Source organism: Phyllobacterium sp. 21LDTY02-6 (assembly GCF_023554255.2).
Lineage (GTDB): Bacteria > Pseudomonadota > Alphaproteobacteria > Rhizobiales > Rhizobiaceae > Phyllobacterium.
In genome coordinates, this window is the sequence record NZ_JAMJWD020000001.1 from 531,245 (window position 1) to 546,633 (window position 15,389).

Annotated in this window: 15 protein-coding genes; 9 read left to right on the forward strand and 6 right to left on the reverse strand. The window is 61.0% G+C overall.

Annotated elements, in window-relative coordinates; all coding sequences use genetic code 11:
* Positions 1-64 precede the first annotated feature (64 nt).
* The 4 genes from thiC to M8997_RS02530 are packed head-to-tail and all read left to right on the forward strand — an operon-like array spanning position 65 to position 3,792.
* Positions 65-1,867, forward strand: coding sequence for a phosphomethylpyrimidine synthase ThiC (gene thiC / locus M8997_RS02515; RefSeq protein WP_250013338.1), 1,803 nt, complete (start codon positions 65-67; stop codon positions 1,865-1,867).
* Positions 1,868-1,869: 2 nt separating this feature from the next.
* Positions 1,870-2,823 carry a glycine oxidase ThiO gene (gene thiO / locus M8997_RS02520; protein ID WP_250013341.1) on the forward strand — a complete coding sequence of 318 codons (954 nt, stop codon included), beginning with the start codon at positions 1,870-1,872 and terminating at the stop codon, positions 2,821-2,823.
* On the forward strand, positions 2,820-3,017 hold the full coding sequence (gene thiS / locus M8997_RS02525; RefSeq protein ID WP_250013343.1) for a sulfur carrier protein ThiS: 198 nt from the start codon (positions 2,820-2,822) through the stop codon (positions 3,015-3,017). The genes thiO and thiS overlap by 4 nt, the downstream gene beginning before the upstream one ends.
* A 1-nt stretch (position 3,018) precedes the next feature.
* Positions 3,019-3,792 carry a thiazole synthase gene (locus M8997_RS02530; protein ID WP_250013345.1) on the forward strand — a complete coding sequence of 258 codons (774 nt, stop codon included), beginning with the start codon at positions 3,019-3,021 and terminating at the stop codon, positions 3,790-3,792.
* A 5-nt stretch (positions 3,793-3,797) separates the two neighbouring features.
* Here M8997_RS02530 and M8997_RS02535 read toward each other — a convergent pair whose 3' ends face one another.
* On the reverse strand, positions 3,798-4,247 hold the full coding sequence (locus M8997_RS02535; protein ID WP_250013348.1) for an Rrf2 family transcriptional regulator: 450 nt from the start codon (positions 4,245-4,247) through the stop codon (positions 3,798-3,800).
* Between the two features lie 247 nt (positions 4,248-4,494).
* Here M8997_RS02535 and M8997_RS02540 point away from each other — a divergent pair, with 247 nt between their 5' ends.
* The 4 genes from M8997_RS02540 (at position 4,495) to cysW (ending at position 7,745) form a co-directional block, all read left to right on the forward strand.
* Positions 4,495-4,734: a hypothetical protein gene (locus M8997_RS02540; RefSeq protein WP_250013350.1), complete on the forward strand. Its 240-nt coding sequence runs from the start codon at positions 4,495-4,497 to the stop codon at positions 4,732-4,734.
* Between the two features lie 224 nt (positions 4,735-4,958).
* Positions 4,959-5,960, forward strand: coding sequence for a sulfate ABC transporter substrate-binding protein (locus M8997_RS02545; RefSeq protein ID WP_250013352.1), 1,002 nt, complete (start codon positions 4,959-4,961; stop codon positions 5,958-5,960).
* Between the two features lie 92 nt (positions 5,961-6,052).
* On the forward strand, positions 6,053-6,895 hold the full coding sequence (cysT, locus tag M8997_RS02550) for a sulfate ABC transporter permease subunit CysT (protein WP_250013354.1): 843 nt from the start codon (positions 6,053-6,055) through the stop codon (positions 6,893-6,895).
* Entirely contained in the window at positions 6,879-7,745 is an 867-nt protein-coding gene (cysW, locus tag M8997_RS02555) for a sulfate ABC transporter permease subunit CysW (RefSeq protein ID WP_250013356.1), read from the forward strand. Before cysT ends, cysW begins: the two co-directional genes overlap by 17 nt.
* A gap of 7 nt (positions 7,746-7,752) precedes the next feature.
* Here the strand turns inward: cysW and M8997_RS02560 are convergent, their stop codons facing one another.
* The 5 genes from M8997_RS02560 to M8997_RS02580 all read right to left on the reverse strand — a co-directional run bounded on the left by M8997_RS02560 (position 7,753) and on the right by M8997_RS02580 (position 14,472).
* Positions 7,753-8,310 (reverse strand): alpha/beta hydrolase, encoded by a 558-nt coding sequence (locus tag M8997_RS02560; RefSeq protein WP_250013359.1) that lies wholly within the window; start codon positions 8,308-8,310, stop codon positions 7,753-7,755.
* A gap of 171 nt (positions 8,311-8,481) precedes the next feature.
* Entirely contained in the window at positions 8,482-9,432 is a 951-nt protein-coding gene (locus M8997_RS02565) for a lysylphosphatidylglycerol synthase domain-containing protein (protein ID WP_250013361.1), read from the reverse strand.
* Positions 9,433-9,477: 45 nt separating this feature from the next.
* The gene (gene ybaL / locus M8997_RS02570; protein ID WP_250013362.1) at positions 9,478-11,244 is read right to left on the reverse strand and encodes a YbaL family putative K(+) efflux transporter; all 1,767 of its coding nucleotides are present in this window, start codon (positions 11,242-11,244) and stop codon (positions 9,478-9,480) included.
* Between the two features lie 182 nt (positions 11,245-11,426).
* Positions 11,427-13,955, reverse strand: a complete 2,529-nt coding sequence (secD, locus tag M8997_RS02575; protein ID WP_250013363.1) for a protein translocase subunit SecD — start codon at positions 13,953-13,955, stop codon at positions 11,427-11,429.
* 91 nt (positions 13,956-14,046) lie between these two features.
* Positions 14,047-14,472 carry a hypothetical protein gene (locus tag M8997_RS02580; protein ID WP_250013364.1) on the reverse strand — a complete coding sequence of 142 codons (426 nt, stop codon included), beginning with the start codon at positions 14,470-14,472 and terminating at the stop codon, positions 14,047-14,049.
* Between the two features lie 188 nt (positions 14,473-14,660).
* Here M8997_RS02580 and M8997_RS02585 point away from each other — a divergent pair, with 188 nt between their 5' ends.
* Complete coding sequence (locus M8997_RS02585; RefSeq protein WP_250013365.1) at positions 14,661-15,362, forward strand: 2OG-Fe(II) oxygenase; 702 nt, start codon at positions 14,661-14,663, stop codon at positions 15,360-15,362.
* The last annotated feature ends 27 nt before the right edge of the window (positions 15,363-15,389 follow it).

Here is a 15,389-nt window from a genome sequence, read left to right on the forward strand (position 1 = left end):
GCGCAGTTCTTCATCCTTCCGGCACAGAACTGGGTTTCCTTGACGCAAACAATGGAACCTGACGATGACCGACACACTGAAAGTATCCACGGGGCCGCTGCCGGCCTCAGAGAAAATCTACAAACCGGGCAAGCTTCACCCTTCGATTCGCGTCCCCTTGCGGCAGATTGCCGTTCATCCGACCGCGGGCGAGCCCGATCTTCCCGTCTATGATTCCTCCGGACCGTTCACGGACTCAAATGTGGCGATCGACATCGCCAAGGGTATCGCCCGGGTGAGAGAACAATGGTCGATCGCCCATGCGGATACCGAGCAATATGAGGGCAGGCATGTCCAACCGGCCGATAACGGCTTCGCATCCGGCGAGCGGCTGACGCCTGCGTTCCCGGTAATCAACAGGCCGCGCAAGGCGAAGAATGGCAAGGCGGTTACGCAGCTCGCCTATGCCAAGGCCGGCATCATCACGCCCGAGATGGAATATGTGGCGATCCGCGAAAATCTCGGACGCGACGCCGCGCGCGGCATCCTGCGCGACGGAGAATCCTTCGGCGCCGCCATTCCCGACCACGTCACGCCCGAATTCGTCCGCGACGAGATCGCGCGGGGCAGGGCCATCATCCCCGCCAACATCAATCACCCGGAACTTGAGCCGATGATCATCGGGCGCAATTTCCTCGTCAAGATCAACGCCAATATCGGAAATTCGGCCGTGACCTCTTCCATGGAAGAGGAAGTGGAAAAGATGGTCTGGGCCATCCGCTGGGGCGCCGATACGGTCATGGACCTCTCCACCGGACGCAACATCCACAATATCCGGGATTGGATCATCCGCAATTCGCCCGTTCCGATCGGGACCGTTCCGCTCTACCAGGCGCTGGAGAAGGTCGGCGGCATTGCCGAGGACCTCAATTGGGAAATCTATCGCGATACGCTGATCGAGCAGGCGGAGCAGGGCGTCGACTATTTCACGATCCATGCCGGCGTCCGGCTGCATTACATCCCGCTGACGGTGAACCGGGTGACGGGCATTGTCTCGCGCGGCGGCTCGATCATGGCCAAATGGTGCCTGCACCATCACCGGGAAAGCTTCCTCTATGAACATTTCGAAGAGATCTGCGATATCTGCCGCGCCTATGATGTCAGCTTCTCGCTGGGCGACGGGTTGAGACCCGGCTCCATCGCCGACGCCAATGACGCGGCGCAATTCGCCGAGCTCGAGACGCTTGGGGAACTGACGCGGATTGCCTGGGAGAAGGATTGCCAGGTGATGATCGAAGGCCCGGGCCACGTGCCGATGCACAAGATCAAGGAGAACATGGACAAGCAATTGGCCATATGCGGAGAGGCGCCGTTCTATACGCTTGGACCGCTGACCACCGATATCGCGCCGGGCTATGACCATATCACTTCGGGTATCGGCGCGGCGATGATCGGCTGGTACGGCACGGCAATGCTCTGCTATGTGACGCCGAAAGAGCATCTTGGCCTGCCCAACCGCGACGACGTCAAGGTCGGGGTGATCACATACAAGATCGCCGCACATGCGGCCGACCTTGCCAAGGGGCATCCCGCCGCCAAGCTGCGCGACGATGCGCTGTCGCGGGCGCGGTTCGAGTTCCGCTGGGAAGACCAGTTCAACCTGTCGCTCGATCCGGAAACCGCGCGCCTCTTCCACGACGAGACCCTGCCGAAGGATGCGCATAAGGTCGCGCATTTCTGTTCCATGTGCGGGCCGAAATTCTGCTCGATGCGGATATCGCACGATATCCGTGCCGAGGCGCAAAAGGAGGGAATGGCCGCCATGGCGGAGAAATTCCGCGTCGGCGGCGAACTCTACATGCCGTTGGAAGGCGGCGGGGCTGGCTGAGCATGCCGATACTGGTGAAAGGGGCCGGGGTTGCCGGCCTCACGGTGGCGCATGAGCTTTGGAGCAGGGGACATGACGTCGCCGTATTCGATCCTGTAGGGGACCATCGCCATGCCGCCTCCTGGTATGCGGGCGGCATGCTCGCACCCTATTGCGAGCGTGAAAGCGCCGAACAGGCGGTCGTCGATCTCGGCGCCGGCGCGGCGGATTGGTGGGATTCCGCCTTGCCGGGGCTGGTGCGGCGCAATGGAACGCTGGTGGTTGCGCCGGCGCGGGATACCGGCGAACTGCGCCGCTTCGCCGGCCGCACGACCGGGTTCGAGCCGCTCGATCACGCGAAGATAGCTGCGCTCGAGCCTGATCTTGCGGAGAATTTCCGCAGCGGGCTCTTCTTCTCGCAAGAGGCGCATCTTGACCCACGCAGCGCGCTGATGCAGTTGCGCACCAAGCTCGCGGCAGCGGGTGTGGAATTTCACGCGGCAGCGCCGGACGTCGCCGCATATGACCGGACGGTGGATTGCACCGGGATGGCGGCCCGGCTTTCCGGCCTGCGCGGCGTTCGCGGCGAGATGCTGCTGCTTCGGACGGCCGAACTGTCATTGGCCCGGCCGGTTCGCCTCATCCATCCGCGTTTTCCGCTCTACATCGTGCCGCGCGACGATAATATGTTCATGGTCGGCGCAACCATGATCGAAAGCGAGCAGTCCGGCCCGATAAGAGCGCGGTCGCTGATGGAACTGCTCAATGCGGCTTATGCGCTGCATCCGGCATTCGGCGAGGCGGAGCTGGTGGAAACCGGCGTCGGCATCCGGCCCGCCTATGCCGACAATTTGCCGCGCGTCAGCCGCGATGGCGCGACGATCCATATCAACGGCCTTTATCGCCACGGCTTTCTGCTTGCACCGGCGATGGCTGTCCGGGCGGCGGGCCTGATCGAAAACGAGGAAGAACCATGAGACTGATCATCAATGGCGAGCCGCGCGAGGTGACCGCCCAGGGCCTCGGCGAGGTGCTTGCCGAACTGGAATTCACCGGCGACTGGCTTGCAACGGCGGTCAACAGCCAGCTCGTCCCCGCGGCTGAACGCGCTGGTTTCGTCCTGAGCGACGGCGACCGGGTCGAGATACTGACCCCGAAGCAGGGAGGCTGACATGCTTGATCTCTATGGCGAGCAAATCGCCTCGCGCCTGCTGCTCGGCACGGCGCAATATCCGTCGCCGGCGGTGCTGGCGGAGGCCGTCAAGGCTTCCGGAACAGGCATCGTGACCGTCTCGCTTCGGCGCGAGACGGCGGGCGGCAAGTCGGGAGACGGCTTCTGGTCCCTGATCCAGTCGCTGGGCGTGAGGGTGCTTCCCAATACTGCAGGCTGCCATACGGTGAAGGAAGCCGTGCTGACCGCGCATATGGCGAGGGACCTCTTTCGGACGGACTGGATCAAGCTCGAAGTGATCGGCAATCACGACAGCCTGCAGCCCGATGTCTTCGCGCTGGTGGAAGCGGCGCGCATCCTGACGCAGGACGGCTTCAAGGTGTTTCCCTATACGACGGACGATCTCGTGGTCGCCGAGCGGCTGCTCGAGGCCGGCTGCGAGGTCCTGATGCCATGGTGCGCGCCTATCGGTTCCGCCATGGGGCCGGTCAATCCCTATGCGCTGCGCTCGCTGCGAGGGCATTTTCCCGCTGTGCCGCTGATCGTCGACGCGGGGATCGGGCGTCCATCGCATGCTTGCAGCGTCATGGAGCTCGGATTTGATGCCGTGCTGCTGAATACTGCGGTCGCAAAGGCTGGCGATCCCGTCGAAATGGCGGCGGCATTTGCGGAGGCGGTGAATGCCGGCCATCGCGGCTATCGGGCGCAGATGCTGGAACCGCGCGACTTCGCGGTCCCGTCAACGCCCGTCATCGGCAAGGCGGTGTTCAGCTAAGGCAATCAGCCTTCAAGGACGGCAGCGATGGGGCTTGCCTTGCCATAGGCGAGGCAGTCGGCGATCGTCGTGCCATCGAGCACGCCGCGAGTGACATTCGCGACCCTGTGGAAGACATGTCGAATCTCGCATGTCTCCTCGCTCTCGCAGTCCTCACAGCGCCGATAGGCGATCTTGCTCAGGCAGGGAAGGGAAGCGATCGGCCCGTCTATCAGCCGCAAGACTTCGCCGAATGTGATCTCGTCGGCCGGCTTGAGCAGGAGATAGCCGCCCATCTTGCCACGACGGCTCATGACGATGCCTTCGCGCTTCAGATCAAGAAGGATCTGTTCGAGGAACTTCTTCGGAATATTCTGCTCATCCGCAATATCGGATATGAAGAGCGCCTTCTGCGCGTCTGCTCGGGCAAGAACAACAAGGGCTCGCAGAGCGTATTTTGCTTTTTGCGAAATCATTTTCTCTGTCTGACTGCGGTTTCGGGCGCGGCCGTCCCTTGTCGCGCGCTCGTTTCTAACCGAAATTGGTTAAAAAAACGATGGGGAGCGAATTTTTTACGTGAGCTTTATTGCCGCGCCTAAATCGCTGAAAATTAAGGCTTCATTAAGGATGCGGCCGGCACGCGGATCGCCGAACGCGCCATCGATACACGATTAATTCAGTCGTGATTGTTGACAAATGATTTCCTGCCGTCATCATTCGGCAATGGCAGCCGTGATGGAAGCCCACTCGCCACCTGATTTCAGGGAGATTGCAATGCACAGTGAAGCTAGCAGTATTTTCACCAAGGCGGAGCGTTTTTGGCGTGATGCCTTTTTTGCACGCCAGGACGACAGCGACGAACAGGGCGACAGGGTGAGTGCAGCCGAAGCCGCTGCACGGCGCAGAAGGAACTGGACCGAGGAAGATTTTCTCTGGTGCTGGCAGCACCGCGGCTTCTGGTAAGAACCGGTCTTATACTGCCGATTTTCGGCCGTTGTGACAATGGGCGGCGCCGCTCAGCGCCGCTTGCTCGGTTTTTGCCGATCCTTGGCACGAACGTCCTGATTTCCACCGTCCAATAGTATATTTTACCTTCCTAATCGCCTGCCGCCCCGGCAATGTCGAAAAAAATATCCGCGATAAATCGCGTGTCGGCACCGCCGGCATTACCGGGCATGGAGAGTGTGATGAAGAGGATGATCGCCTACGCCGTTCTGGCGCTGGGACTGGGTGTTGCGCCTGTGAAGGCCGAGCCGACGGAAATATTGAATGTGTCCTATGATATCGGACGCGAGCTTTACGAGCAGATCGATAAAGCCTTCACCGCCAGCTACAAGGCATCGTCGGGCAAGGATATCACCGTCAACCAGTCGCATGCCGGTTCGTCCAAGCAGGCGCGGTCCATCCTCGAAGGGCTGGAAGCCGATGTGGTGACCTTCAACCAGGTGCCTGACGTTCAGGTCCTGCATGACAAGGGCAACCTCATACCCGCCGACTGGCAATCGCGGCTGCCGAACAATTCCTCTCCCTATTATTCCCTTCCGGCATTCCTCGTAAGGGCCGGCAACCCGAAGGGCATCAAGAACTGGGACGACCTCGTGCGGGATGACGTCAAGGTGGTTTTCCCCAATCCGAAGACGTCCGGCAATGCGCGCTATACCTATCTCGCCGCCTATGCCTATGCGCTGGAGGCGAACAACAAGGATGAGGCCAAGGCGCAGGAGTTCGTCAAGAAGCTGCTCGCCAACGTGCCGGTGTTCGATACCGGTGGCCGCGCGTCCACGACGACCTTTGCCGAGCGCGGCATTGGCGACGTTCTCATCACCTTCGAAGCGGAGGTGCTTGGAACCCGCAAGCAGCTCGGCGAGGACAAGTACGAGGCGGTCGTGCCGCCGGTCAGCCTGCTGGCCGAATTTCCCGTCACCGTCGTCGACAAGGTTGCCGACAAGCGTGGTTCGCGCGCCATAGCCGAGGACTATCTGAAGTTCCTTTATACTGCCGAGGGGCAGGACATCCTGGCCCAGAACTATAACCGCGTTCACGACGAAACGGTAAAGGCCAAATACGCCTCGCAATTCCCCGAGACGCGCCTTCTCACAGTCGAAGACGTGTTCGGCGGCTGGGACAAGGCAACCAGGCAGCATTTCGCCGAGGGCGGGATATTGGACAAGGTGTTCACCAGGCGCTGAGTCCGGCGTTCTGTCGGCCGGAATGATGTTTACACCGCGTCCTTCCGGCCACAGATGCCTTGCTTTGGCTCGGTGATCGATTAAGAAGCGCTATGTCGTTCTTCAGGGGTCCCAGCAATCGCGGAATACTCCCAGGCTTTGGCCTGACGCTCGGCGTGACGTTGCTTTACTTCGCGCTGATCGTCGCGTTGCCATTGCTGGCGATGCTCTACAAGATCTACGGCCTCGGCTGGGTCGATTTCTGGACCATCATATCGTCCGAGCGGGCCATAGCCACCTATCGCACAACCCTCGGGGCTGCTGCGCTGGCGACCATCGGCAATGCCGTCTTCGGAATGCTGCTGGCCTGGGTTCTGGTGCGCTACGAATTTCCCGGCAAGCGCATCCTCGACGCCGTGGTGGATCTGCCCTTCGCCCTGCCGACGGCAGTCGCCGGCCTCGCTTTGGTCACCATGTTTTCCGGCAATGGCTGGTTCGGGCAGTTCCTGGAGCCGCTCGGCATCAAGGTGGCCTATGCGCCGCTCGGCATAGCCATCGCGATGATGTTCACGAGCATCCCCTTTGTCATACGCACCGTGCAGCCGGTGCTGGAGGATGTGGCAAGCGATGTGGAGGAGGCGGCCCGCTCCCTCGGCGCCAACAAGTGGCAGGTGTTCGCGCGGGTGATATGGCCGGCCATTCTGCCCGCATTCATCGCCGGCTGCAGCCTGTCCTTCGCCCGCAGCCTCGGCGAATTCGGCGCGATCATCTTCATTTCCGGCAATCTGCCGTTCGAAACCGAGGTGGTGTCGCTGCTGATCTTCATACGCCTCGACGAATATGACTATCCGGCTGCGGCCGCGCTGGCGACAGTGATGCTGTCGATCGCATTCGTCATGCTCTTCGTCACCAATTCCATCCAGGCCTGGCAGCTCCGCTATGCAGAACGCAACTGATATGGCTCTTCCCGCATTGGGCCCGGGGCGGCCACACGGTCGCGGCAAGCGCCCGGGCACTGCCGGGCAGTGGTGGCTGGTCGCGGCAGCCGGGATATTGTCGATCGTCCTGATCGGCGTGCCGCTGGTCATCATCTTTGCCTATGCCTTCAGGGAAGGTTTCGGCGTCTATTTCGCCGAGATCAGCGAACCGGCGACATTGCATTCGATCTGGTTGACCGTGCTCACTGCGATCGTCGTCGTGCCGATCAACATGGTTTTCGGCGTGTGCGTCGCCTGGCTCGTGACACGCTTCCGCTTTCCCGGGCGGCGGCTGCTCATTACCTTTATCGAAATACCGTTTTCGATTTCGCCGATCGTTGCGGGCGTGACCTATCTTTTTCTCTATGGCAATCAGGGCCTGCTCGGCCCATTCCTCGAGAGCCACGACATCCGTATCATGTTCACTGTCCCGGCGATCTTCCTGGTCAGCCTATTCGTCACCAGTCCCTTTGTCGCGCGTGAGCTCATACCGCTCATGCAGGCGCAGGGCAGCGAAGACGAAGAAGCGGCCATCACCCTCGGCGCTTCGGGCATCCAGACGTTCTTTTATGTCACGCTGCCGAATATCCGCTGGGCCTTGCTCTACGGCGCGGTGCTTTGCAACGCCCGCGTCATGGGTGAATTTGGTGCGGTGTCAGTGGTTTCCGGCGCGATCCGCGGCCAGACCAACACCTTGCCGCTGCAGATCGAGCTGCTGTTCAACGACTACAATGTCACCGGCGCATTCGCCGCGGCATCGACGCTGGCGCTGATCGCCGTGCTGACGCTGGTATTGAAGTATCTGCTGGAGCGCAAGCAACTGGCCTAGATGCCGGTCAGGCGGCAGCCCGCTCGCCAGAATGCTGCGGCCGGACCAGCGATCCGGCAAGGATATGGCCCTCCGGCCAGGCGCCATGGCCGCTGTCGATATTGATGTGGCCGGCATTGCCGAGATCGACAAATCCCGCTCCCCATACTTCCGACAGCGCCTTTGCCTTGTTGAACGACATGTAGGGATCATCGCGGCTTGCAACGACGATGGCGGGAAAGCTCAGCTTCTGGCGCGGCAGCGGCGCAAAGCTCTCAAATGTCTTGTCTGCCGCGGCCATGCGCTCGACATCCGCCGGCGCGACGATAAGGGCGCCGGCGACATGCGCTGCCGATGGACGCCCGGCGAGATGGGCAACCAGTATCGATCCGAGGCTGTGCGCCACCAGCACTGCCCCCGGCGTTTCCGCAAGCCGGGCTTCGAGAACATGCAGCCATTGCGAAAGCGTCGGCGCGTTCCAGTCATCCTGTTCGACGAGGTGTGCGTTGGGATCGTCGCGCAACCATTGGCGCTGCCAGTGCCCGTTTTCGGAGCCACGATAGCCGGGTATCAACAGTGTCGTCATATGCAATCGCTCCTTCGCTGGGGCTGGCAAATATCACCGTAGAAAGGATAGGCTGCGATCAGCGATTTTCGAAGGAACCGGGGACTAAATTGCGGTCGGAATAGAAAAATATTCTCCTGGCATGGTCCGCTGGCTGGAAAGTTTCTTGGCGTTTCCGTTTGGGCGCAGGGCCTAGCTGTCCTCGTCTTTCCTGTACCAGCGCAGCAGCAATTGCGATCTTTCGAAGAACAGGACGACGATGAGCGAAAGCGCGAAGGGAATAAGCAGATAGAACAGACGGAATATGATGAGCGCCGCAAGCACGTCCGCCTTGTTCATGTCGGGCAGGCCGGTCAGGAACACCAGTTCGAGGACACCGAGGCCGCCCGGCGCATGCGATATGAGTGCCGCGGAAAACGATACGAGAAAAATGCCGAGGATGATGAGAAAGCCGGGATTTCCCGCAGCGGGGAGGGTGAAATAGATGATGGCGGCCGCCCCTATCAGTTCGAGCGGGCCGACGACGAGCTGCTGCATCACCACCGAAAGCCGTGGATATTCGAGCGTGAACTGCCGGATGCGCAGGGGCTTGAACTTCAGCCAGCTGCCGAAGACATAAAGCAGAACGAATGCCGACGCGCCGCCGCCAATGGCATAGCTGAACCATAGCGGCCATTCATCATTGAAACGCTGCGGCAATTCCGGCTCGATCAGCAGCACGAAGGCTGCGAGCGTGATGACGCCGAGCATGAAGGTGAAGGAGCAGAAGGCGATCAGCAGGGCGATTTCGGGGCCGCTCATGCCTTGCGAGGAATAGGCCCTGTAGCGCACGACCGCCCCTGAAAGGACCGACGCACCGATATTGTGCGAAAGCGCATAGGTGGTGAACGAACATAGCGCGATGAACAGCCATGAAATATGGCGGCGCAGATGGAGAAGGGCGATCCGGTCATAGCCCGCGAGTGCGGCATAGGCGACAAGCGACGCCAGCGCGGCCAGGATCCAGCGATGGGCATCGATGGCATTGATACTGTCGATTACGTCGTCCAGGGATATGCTGCGGAGCTCCTTATAGAGGAGCCAAACCGAGATTCCCACGGCTGCCAGGCCAATGGCCGGCCAGGCATAATCTTTTAGTTTCATAGTCTTCCTGCCCGAATTTCCCACTCATGTCGTTCTTGTTTTGCTTCAGTTTTCGGTGAGCGGCCCTTCCGGCTTCGGCTGATCGAGGCCCATTATATGCGAGACGATGCCGCGGGCGATCTCCCTTTCGCCCATTATCACGGCATCGGCTCCCAAATCCTGCAAATGCTGGACCTCAGCGTCGGAATGCGCCCGTGCAAGGATATTTATCACCGGGTTCGCGGCTCTTGCCTTGACCACGATCTGGCCTGCCTCGAAGGCATTGGGTATTGCAAGGATGAGCTGCCGTGCTTCGGCGACATTGGCCGCCGTGAGCACATCGCCATTGACGGCATTTCCGACGATCGTCTCGACGCCCTCGTCGCGAAGCTTGGCTACCGTCTTGTCGGCATCCTCGATGACGAGGAACGGCTTGCCGACCTCCTTCAACGCATCGCCGACGAGACTTCCGACCCTGCCATAGCCGATGAGAACCGTATGTTCGGCGAGCGAGGTCGGACGAAGCTCCTCGGTCTCGGCTTCCTCCGCATCCGTTGGAGTGGCAACCTCGCTTACCGGTTCGGAGCCGCCGGATATGCGCCGCTCGAGCCAGGGCTTCATATAGGCGATACCGGCGAAGACGAGGGGATTGAGCAGGATGGACAGGATTGCGCCACCAAGGATCAGGTCCCGCCCTTCCTCCGGCAGCATGCCGAGACTGACGCCAAGCTCCGCCAGGATGAACGAGAATTCGCCGATCTGGGCGAGGCTGGCGGAAATCACCAGGGCCGTGCCGGTGGGATAGCCGAATGCGAGCACGATGAAGAAGGCGGCCAGCGACTTTCCTATGACGATGATCCCCAGTGTCGCGAGCAGTGGCAGCGGATCGTTGACGATGGTCATCGGATCGAAGAGCATGCCGACCGATACGAAGAACAGCACTGCGAAAGCGTCGCGAAGGGGCAGGGACTCTTCCGCCGCCCTGTGGCTGAGCTCGGATTCGCTCATGATCATCCCGGCGAAGAATGCGCCGAGCGCCAGCGATACGCCGAATAGCTTGGCTGCACCGAAAGCCACGCCAAGGGCGATTGCGAGGACGGCGAGGCGGAACAGCTCGCGGGAGCCGGTATGGGCGATGGCATGGAGCGTCCACGGTATCACGCGGCGGCCGACGATGAGCATGATCGCAACAAAGGCCGCAACCTTGCCGAATGTCAGCGCGATCACCCCGCCGACGCCGAGATTGAAATAGGACGCTATGGGATCGCTTGCGAGATGCAGCGAGCCTTCCGGCGTCGCGCCGCCATTCATGGCGCCGGCGATGGCTGGCAGCAGGACCAGCGCCAGAACCATGGCGAGATCTTCGACGATCAGCCAGCCGACCGCGATCCGGCCGCGCTCGGTCTCGATCAGGCGTCGTTCCTGCATGGCGCGCAGGAGCACGACGGTACTTGCGACGGACAGCGCCAGGCCGAAGACCAGGCCCGCTTGCAGGCCCCAGCCGAGAATCCAGGCGAGGCCGGCGCCAAGCAGCGTCGCCGCGAGAATCTGGACGATCGCCCCGGGGATGGCTATGGCGCGAACCGACAGCAGGTCCTTGAGCGAGAAGTGCAGCCCGACGCCGAACATGAGGAGGATGACACCGATTTCGGCGAGTTCCGCCGCCAGTTCCTGATCGGCTACGAATCCTGGCGTGTGCGACCCTGCGAGCACGCCGGCAACGAGATAGCCGACCAGTGGAGGAATACGCAGCCGATTGGCAATCGCACCGAAAATAAAGGCCAGTACAAGGCCGATGACGATTGTCGCAATAAGCGGCGTTTCATGAGGCATATGGCGGCGTCTCCCTCGAGGATTCGTGATGTGGTGCGATGTTGAATGAGCGTTCGGGGCAGTATTGCCCACCCGGCTCGGCTTGCAAACCTTTTTCCTGCTTTTGCGGCACTTGAAGCCGAATTTTTTTCAAGTGCCGCAAATAGTTAGCGGTGGATGTTGAGTTCCGGGCGAAATCGCCGTCAGCTGGCCTGGGTTTCCCCCGACCCGATCCTGTGTGCGTGGTTCTTTTCCCACCACGTGCCGAGCAGCAAGAGGATCGGCGCGGCGATGAACAGCGAGGAGCTCGTGGCGACGATCACGCCGAACAGCATCGGAAGGGCGAAGTTCTCGACCGCCTTGCCACCCCAGATTGCCATGGGCAGCATCGCAAGGAACACCGTCAGCGACGTATAGATACAGCGGGCGAGCGTCTGGTTGATACTCAGGTCGATGATCTGGCGCAGCGGCATCTTCTTGTGAATGCGCAGGTTCTCGCGCATGCGGTCATAAACCACCACCTTGTCGTTCACCGAATAGCCGATGATCGTCAGGAGCGCCGCGATCGCCGTCAGGTTGAAGTCGAGCCCAAGCAGCGCGAAGAAGCCCACCGTCTTGGTCGTATCCAGTATGAGCGTTGCGATCGCGCCGAGCGCGAAGTGCCATTCGAAGCGCCACCAGATGTAAAGCAGCATGGCCAGGCTTGCCAGAACGACAGCGAGGACGCCGGAACGTGCGAGTTCCTGGCTGACCTTCGGTCCCACCACCTCGGAACGTTCGATCTTCACGCCCGCATCGAGCTTTTCCACGGCCTCTTTCACCTTGGTGACGGCGGCTGTCTGCGCTTCCTCGCCGCCTTCCTGCCGCTGAACGCGGATGAGCACCTGGCTATCGCCGCCCGCCTGCTGCAGGGCGACTTCGCCGAGACCGAGGCCTTCCAGCGTTTCGCGCATCGAGGCGAGATCGGCAGGCTTCGACGTGGTGACCTCCACCTGGATGCCGCCCTTGAAATCGATGCCGTAGTTCAATCCGGGATGGATGAACAGGATAATGGAGGCGATGGACAGGAATATGGAAACGCCGATACCGAAGAAACGGGCGTTCATGAACGAGATATTGGTGTTTTCCGGCACGAGCTTGAACAAGTGCTCGATGCGGATCGTCTTCATCTTCCGGCGGCGGACGATCGCCGTCATGATGATGCGGACGACGGTGACTGCCGTGAACATCGAAACGAGCGCGCCGATGATCATGGTGATGGCGAAGCCGCGCACCGGGCCCGTTCCGAAAAGGAACAGCAGCAATGTGGCGATAAGGTGCGTGGCATTGGCGTCGATGATCGTCGAATAGGCCAGTTTGAAGCCACGATCCACGGCCGCCATTGCGCCGATGCCTTTGCGCGCCTCCTCGCGGATACGCTCATTGATGAGAATATTGGCATCGACCGCGAAGCCTATGCCGAGGATGATGGCGGCGATGCCGGGAAGGGTCAGCGTCGCGCCGATGAGGCTCAGAACGCCGAAGGTGAGAATGACGTTCAGGGCAAGCGCCAGATTGGCGATCAGGCCCCAGCCGCTATAGAGGATCATGATGAAGACGACGACGAGGGCGAAGCCGATAATGCCTGTCAGCAGGCCCATGCGGATGACGTCGCCGCCGAGGTCCGGTCCGACGGTGCGCTCTTCGATCACGGTCAGCGGTGCGGGGAGGGCGCCGGCCCGCAGCAGCGCGGCGGTCGTGACAGTATCCTGAACGGTGAAATTGCCGGTGATCTGGCCCGATCCGCCGGTGATCGGAACCTGGATGACCGGTGCCGTCAATACCTTGCCGTCAAGCACGATGGCGAATGGGCGACCGACGTTCTGGCTCGTAATGTCGGCGAACTGCCGCGCGCCGATATTGTCGAAACGGAACGAGATGATCGGCTGGTTGGTCTGCTGGTCGAATGCGGCGCGGGCATCGCTGAGACGCTCGCCGCTGATGGCGACGCGGTCTTCGACCGGGTAGGTTACACCGGACTCCTTGGCGTCGGGCAGGATCGAAACGCCGGGCGGCGGCGTTGCGCCGGTCGCGCTGTCGGCAACCATGTGGAAGGTCATCTTGGCGGTGCTGCCCAGCAGCGCCCGCAACTGGCTCGGATCCTGCAGGCCCGGCAACTGCACGACGATGCGGTCCGATCCGACGCGCTGGATCGATGGTTCGGCGACGCCGACCTGGTCGACGCGCCGGCGCACGATTTCCAGGCTCTGCTGAAGGGCATTGTCGAGCTTGTCCTTCATGCCAGCTTCGGTCAGCGTCAGCCGCACCTGATTGTCATTGGTGGAAATATCGATATCGCTGACCGGAGCGGCAAAGCCGACCTGGCCGACCTGCGTCGTCAGTTCCCTCAGCGCCGTGGTGGCGGCATCGCGCTGCGACGGGTCGGCGAGCGTCACGACGACCGAGTCGCCCGCGACCCGCACCGACTGCGGCTGAATGCGCGCCGTCCTCAGCCGGCCACGCGCATCATCCAGAATCGAGCGCACCCGGTCGCGTTTCAGCGCCACCGCATCGACTTCCAGCACCAGATAGGAGCCGCCGCGCAAGTCGAGACCGAGGGCGACCTGCTTCTTCGGGAACCAGCCCGGAAGCGATTCAAGTTGAGCCTTGGTGAACATGTTCGGGAGGGCAAGGATGATACCTGCCACGATTACAAACATATAGGTCCAAAAGAGCCATCTGGGCGTGCGCATAGTCTGAAGTTCCGTTTATAAGGCGAGGTGATGGCCGCGTTCGTAGGCGGCTGCCCGCTGAAAATGATCGAATTCTGCCGGTATGAAGCTGCTAGGCCTGATTCGGCGGCCCGCGCGGATGAAAACCGGCTTCACGCTTCAGGCGAAGATCAGCCGAGACCGACGAGGCGTTTGCCTGCCGGCCTTCTTGAAACAGAAGCGACGGCGACGCCGGCAGGATTGCATCCTGCGGGCCCGTATCGAGCTTCAGTCCGCTCTTGATTTTCAGATGCAATGTTTCGAGCGCAGCCACACGGGTGGTGCGTTGCGGAGCGTTCGACGAATTGTCGCCTTCGCGCGACACGCGGGCATGGGCGCTGTCCGCTGCTTCGGTGGAGGCCATGTTCGAGGGACGCTCGGCGAGGTAGCCGGCGCTGATGGCAGCGCCGAACGTCGACACCAACCAGAAAATAGAAAGCAGGACGGAAGCAATATTCTGCTTTCCTGATTTGCTATTTCTCCTCAAGCTCATGCTCATCCCGAATTTGAAGCGTTCCTACGCGTCATGACGCGTTGATACGCTCTTTATGAAGTCTGGTCCCGCGAGTCACCTAAAATCGTCGTGTATGGCCCGATTGGCGGCATTTTCACGCAAAGCAGGAAACGGGTGGCCCGTCAGGCGTCGGATTGTACTCTGGTTTGCGACAATACTGAAGGAGCCGGGATATGAAGGATGAATTGAAAGCGATTGACTGGGGCGCCGTCGAGGCGGAACTGGACCAGTTCGGTTGCGCGGTCCTGAAGAACGTTCTGGACGGCCCCCAATGCAGCAGGATCGCGGCGGGCTATGGCGACGACAGTCAGTTCCGCAAGCGAATCGTCATGGCGCGGCACGGTTTCGGCAGTGGCGAATACAAATATTACGACTATCCGCTGCCTTCCTTTCTGGCCGGGCTGCGCGAGACGCTCTATGCGCCGCTGGCCGAAATCGCAAATGTGTGGAACGAGCGAATGGGTATCGCGACGCGCTATCCGCAGCGACACCAGGATTTCATGGAGACTTGCCGGACCGCAGGACAGAATCGCCCCACGCCGCTGCTGCTTGAGTATAGGGAAGGCGACTACAACTGCCTTCACCAGGATATATATGGCGAGCATGTGTTCCCGTTGCAGGTCGCATTCCTGCTATCACGTCCGGTCGACGATTTCAGCGGCGGCGAGTTCGTCATGACGGAGCAGCGGCCGCGCATGCAGTCGCGGGCGGAGGTCGTTCCGCTTCGGCAGGGCGATGCGGTAGTATTTCCGGTCAGTCATCGCCCCGTCAAGGGCGCGCGCGGCTATTACCGGGTGAATATGAAACACGGCGTAAGCCGCCTGCGGGCCGGCACGAGGCACACGCTGGGCATTATCTTTCATGATTCGAAGTAGTTGCATCGTTCCGCGAACCGCAGCATT

Bases quoted from the DNA above. Each gene is read 5' to 3' on its own strand.
- M8997_RS02530 (WP_250013345.1), top strand. From the start codon at position 3,019: ATGCTTGATCTCTATGGCGAGCAAATCGCCTCGCGCCTGCTGCTCGGC.
- M8997_RS02585 (WP_250013365.1), top strand. From the start codon at position 14,661: ATGAAGGATGAATTGAAAGCGATTGACTGGGGCGCCGTCGAGGCGGAA.
- secD (WP_250013363.1), bottom strand. From the start codon at position 13,955: ATGCGCACGCCCAGATGGCTCTTTTGGACCTATATGTTTGTAATCGTG.
- thiO (WP_250013341.1), top strand. From the start codon at position 1,870: ATGCCGATACTGGTGAAAGGGGCCGGGGTTGCCGGCCTCACGGTGGCG.
- thiS (WP_250013343.1), top strand. From the start codon at position 2,820: ATGAGACTGATCATCAATGGCGAGCCGCGCGAGGTGACCGCCCAGGGC.
- M8997_RS02560 (WP_250013359.1), bottom strand. From the start codon at position 8,310: ATGACGACACTGTTGATACCCGGCTATCGTGGCTCCGAAAACGGGCAC.
- M8997_RS02540 (WP_250013350.1), top strand. From the start codon at position 4,495: ATGGCAGCCGTGATGGAAGCCCACTCGCCACCTGATTTCAGGGAGATT.
- M8997_RS02565 (WP_250013361.1), bottom strand. From the start codon at position 9,432: ATGAAACTAAAAGATTATGCCTGGCCGGCCATTGGCCTGGCAGCCGTG.
- cysT (WP_250013354.1), top strand. From the start codon at position 6,053: ATGTCGTTCTTCAGGGGTCCCAGCAATCGCGGAATACTCCCAGGCTTT.
- ybaL (WP_250013362.1), bottom strand. From the start codon at position 11,244: ATGCCTCATGAAACGCCGCTTATTGCGACAATCGTCATCGGCCTTGTA.
- M8997_RS02580 (WP_250013364.1), bottom strand. From the start codon at position 14,472: ATGAGCATGAGCTTGAGGAGAAATAGCAAATCAGGAAAGCAGAATATT.
- M8997_RS02535 (WP_250013348.1), bottom strand. From the start codon at position 4,247: ATGATTTCGCAAAAAGCAAAATACGCTCTGCGAGCCCTTGTTGTTCTT.
- thiC (WP_250013338.1), top strand. From the start codon at position 65: ATGACCGACACACTGAAAGTATCCACGGGGCCGCTGCCGGCCTCAGAG.
- cysW (WP_250013356.1), top strand. From the start codon at position 6,879: ATGCAGAACGCAACTGATATGGCTCTTCCCGCATTGGGCCCGGGGCGG.
- M8997_RS02545 (WP_250013352.1), top strand. From the start codon at position 4,959: ATGAAGAGGATGATCGCCTACGCCGTTCTGGCGCTGGGACTGGGTGTT.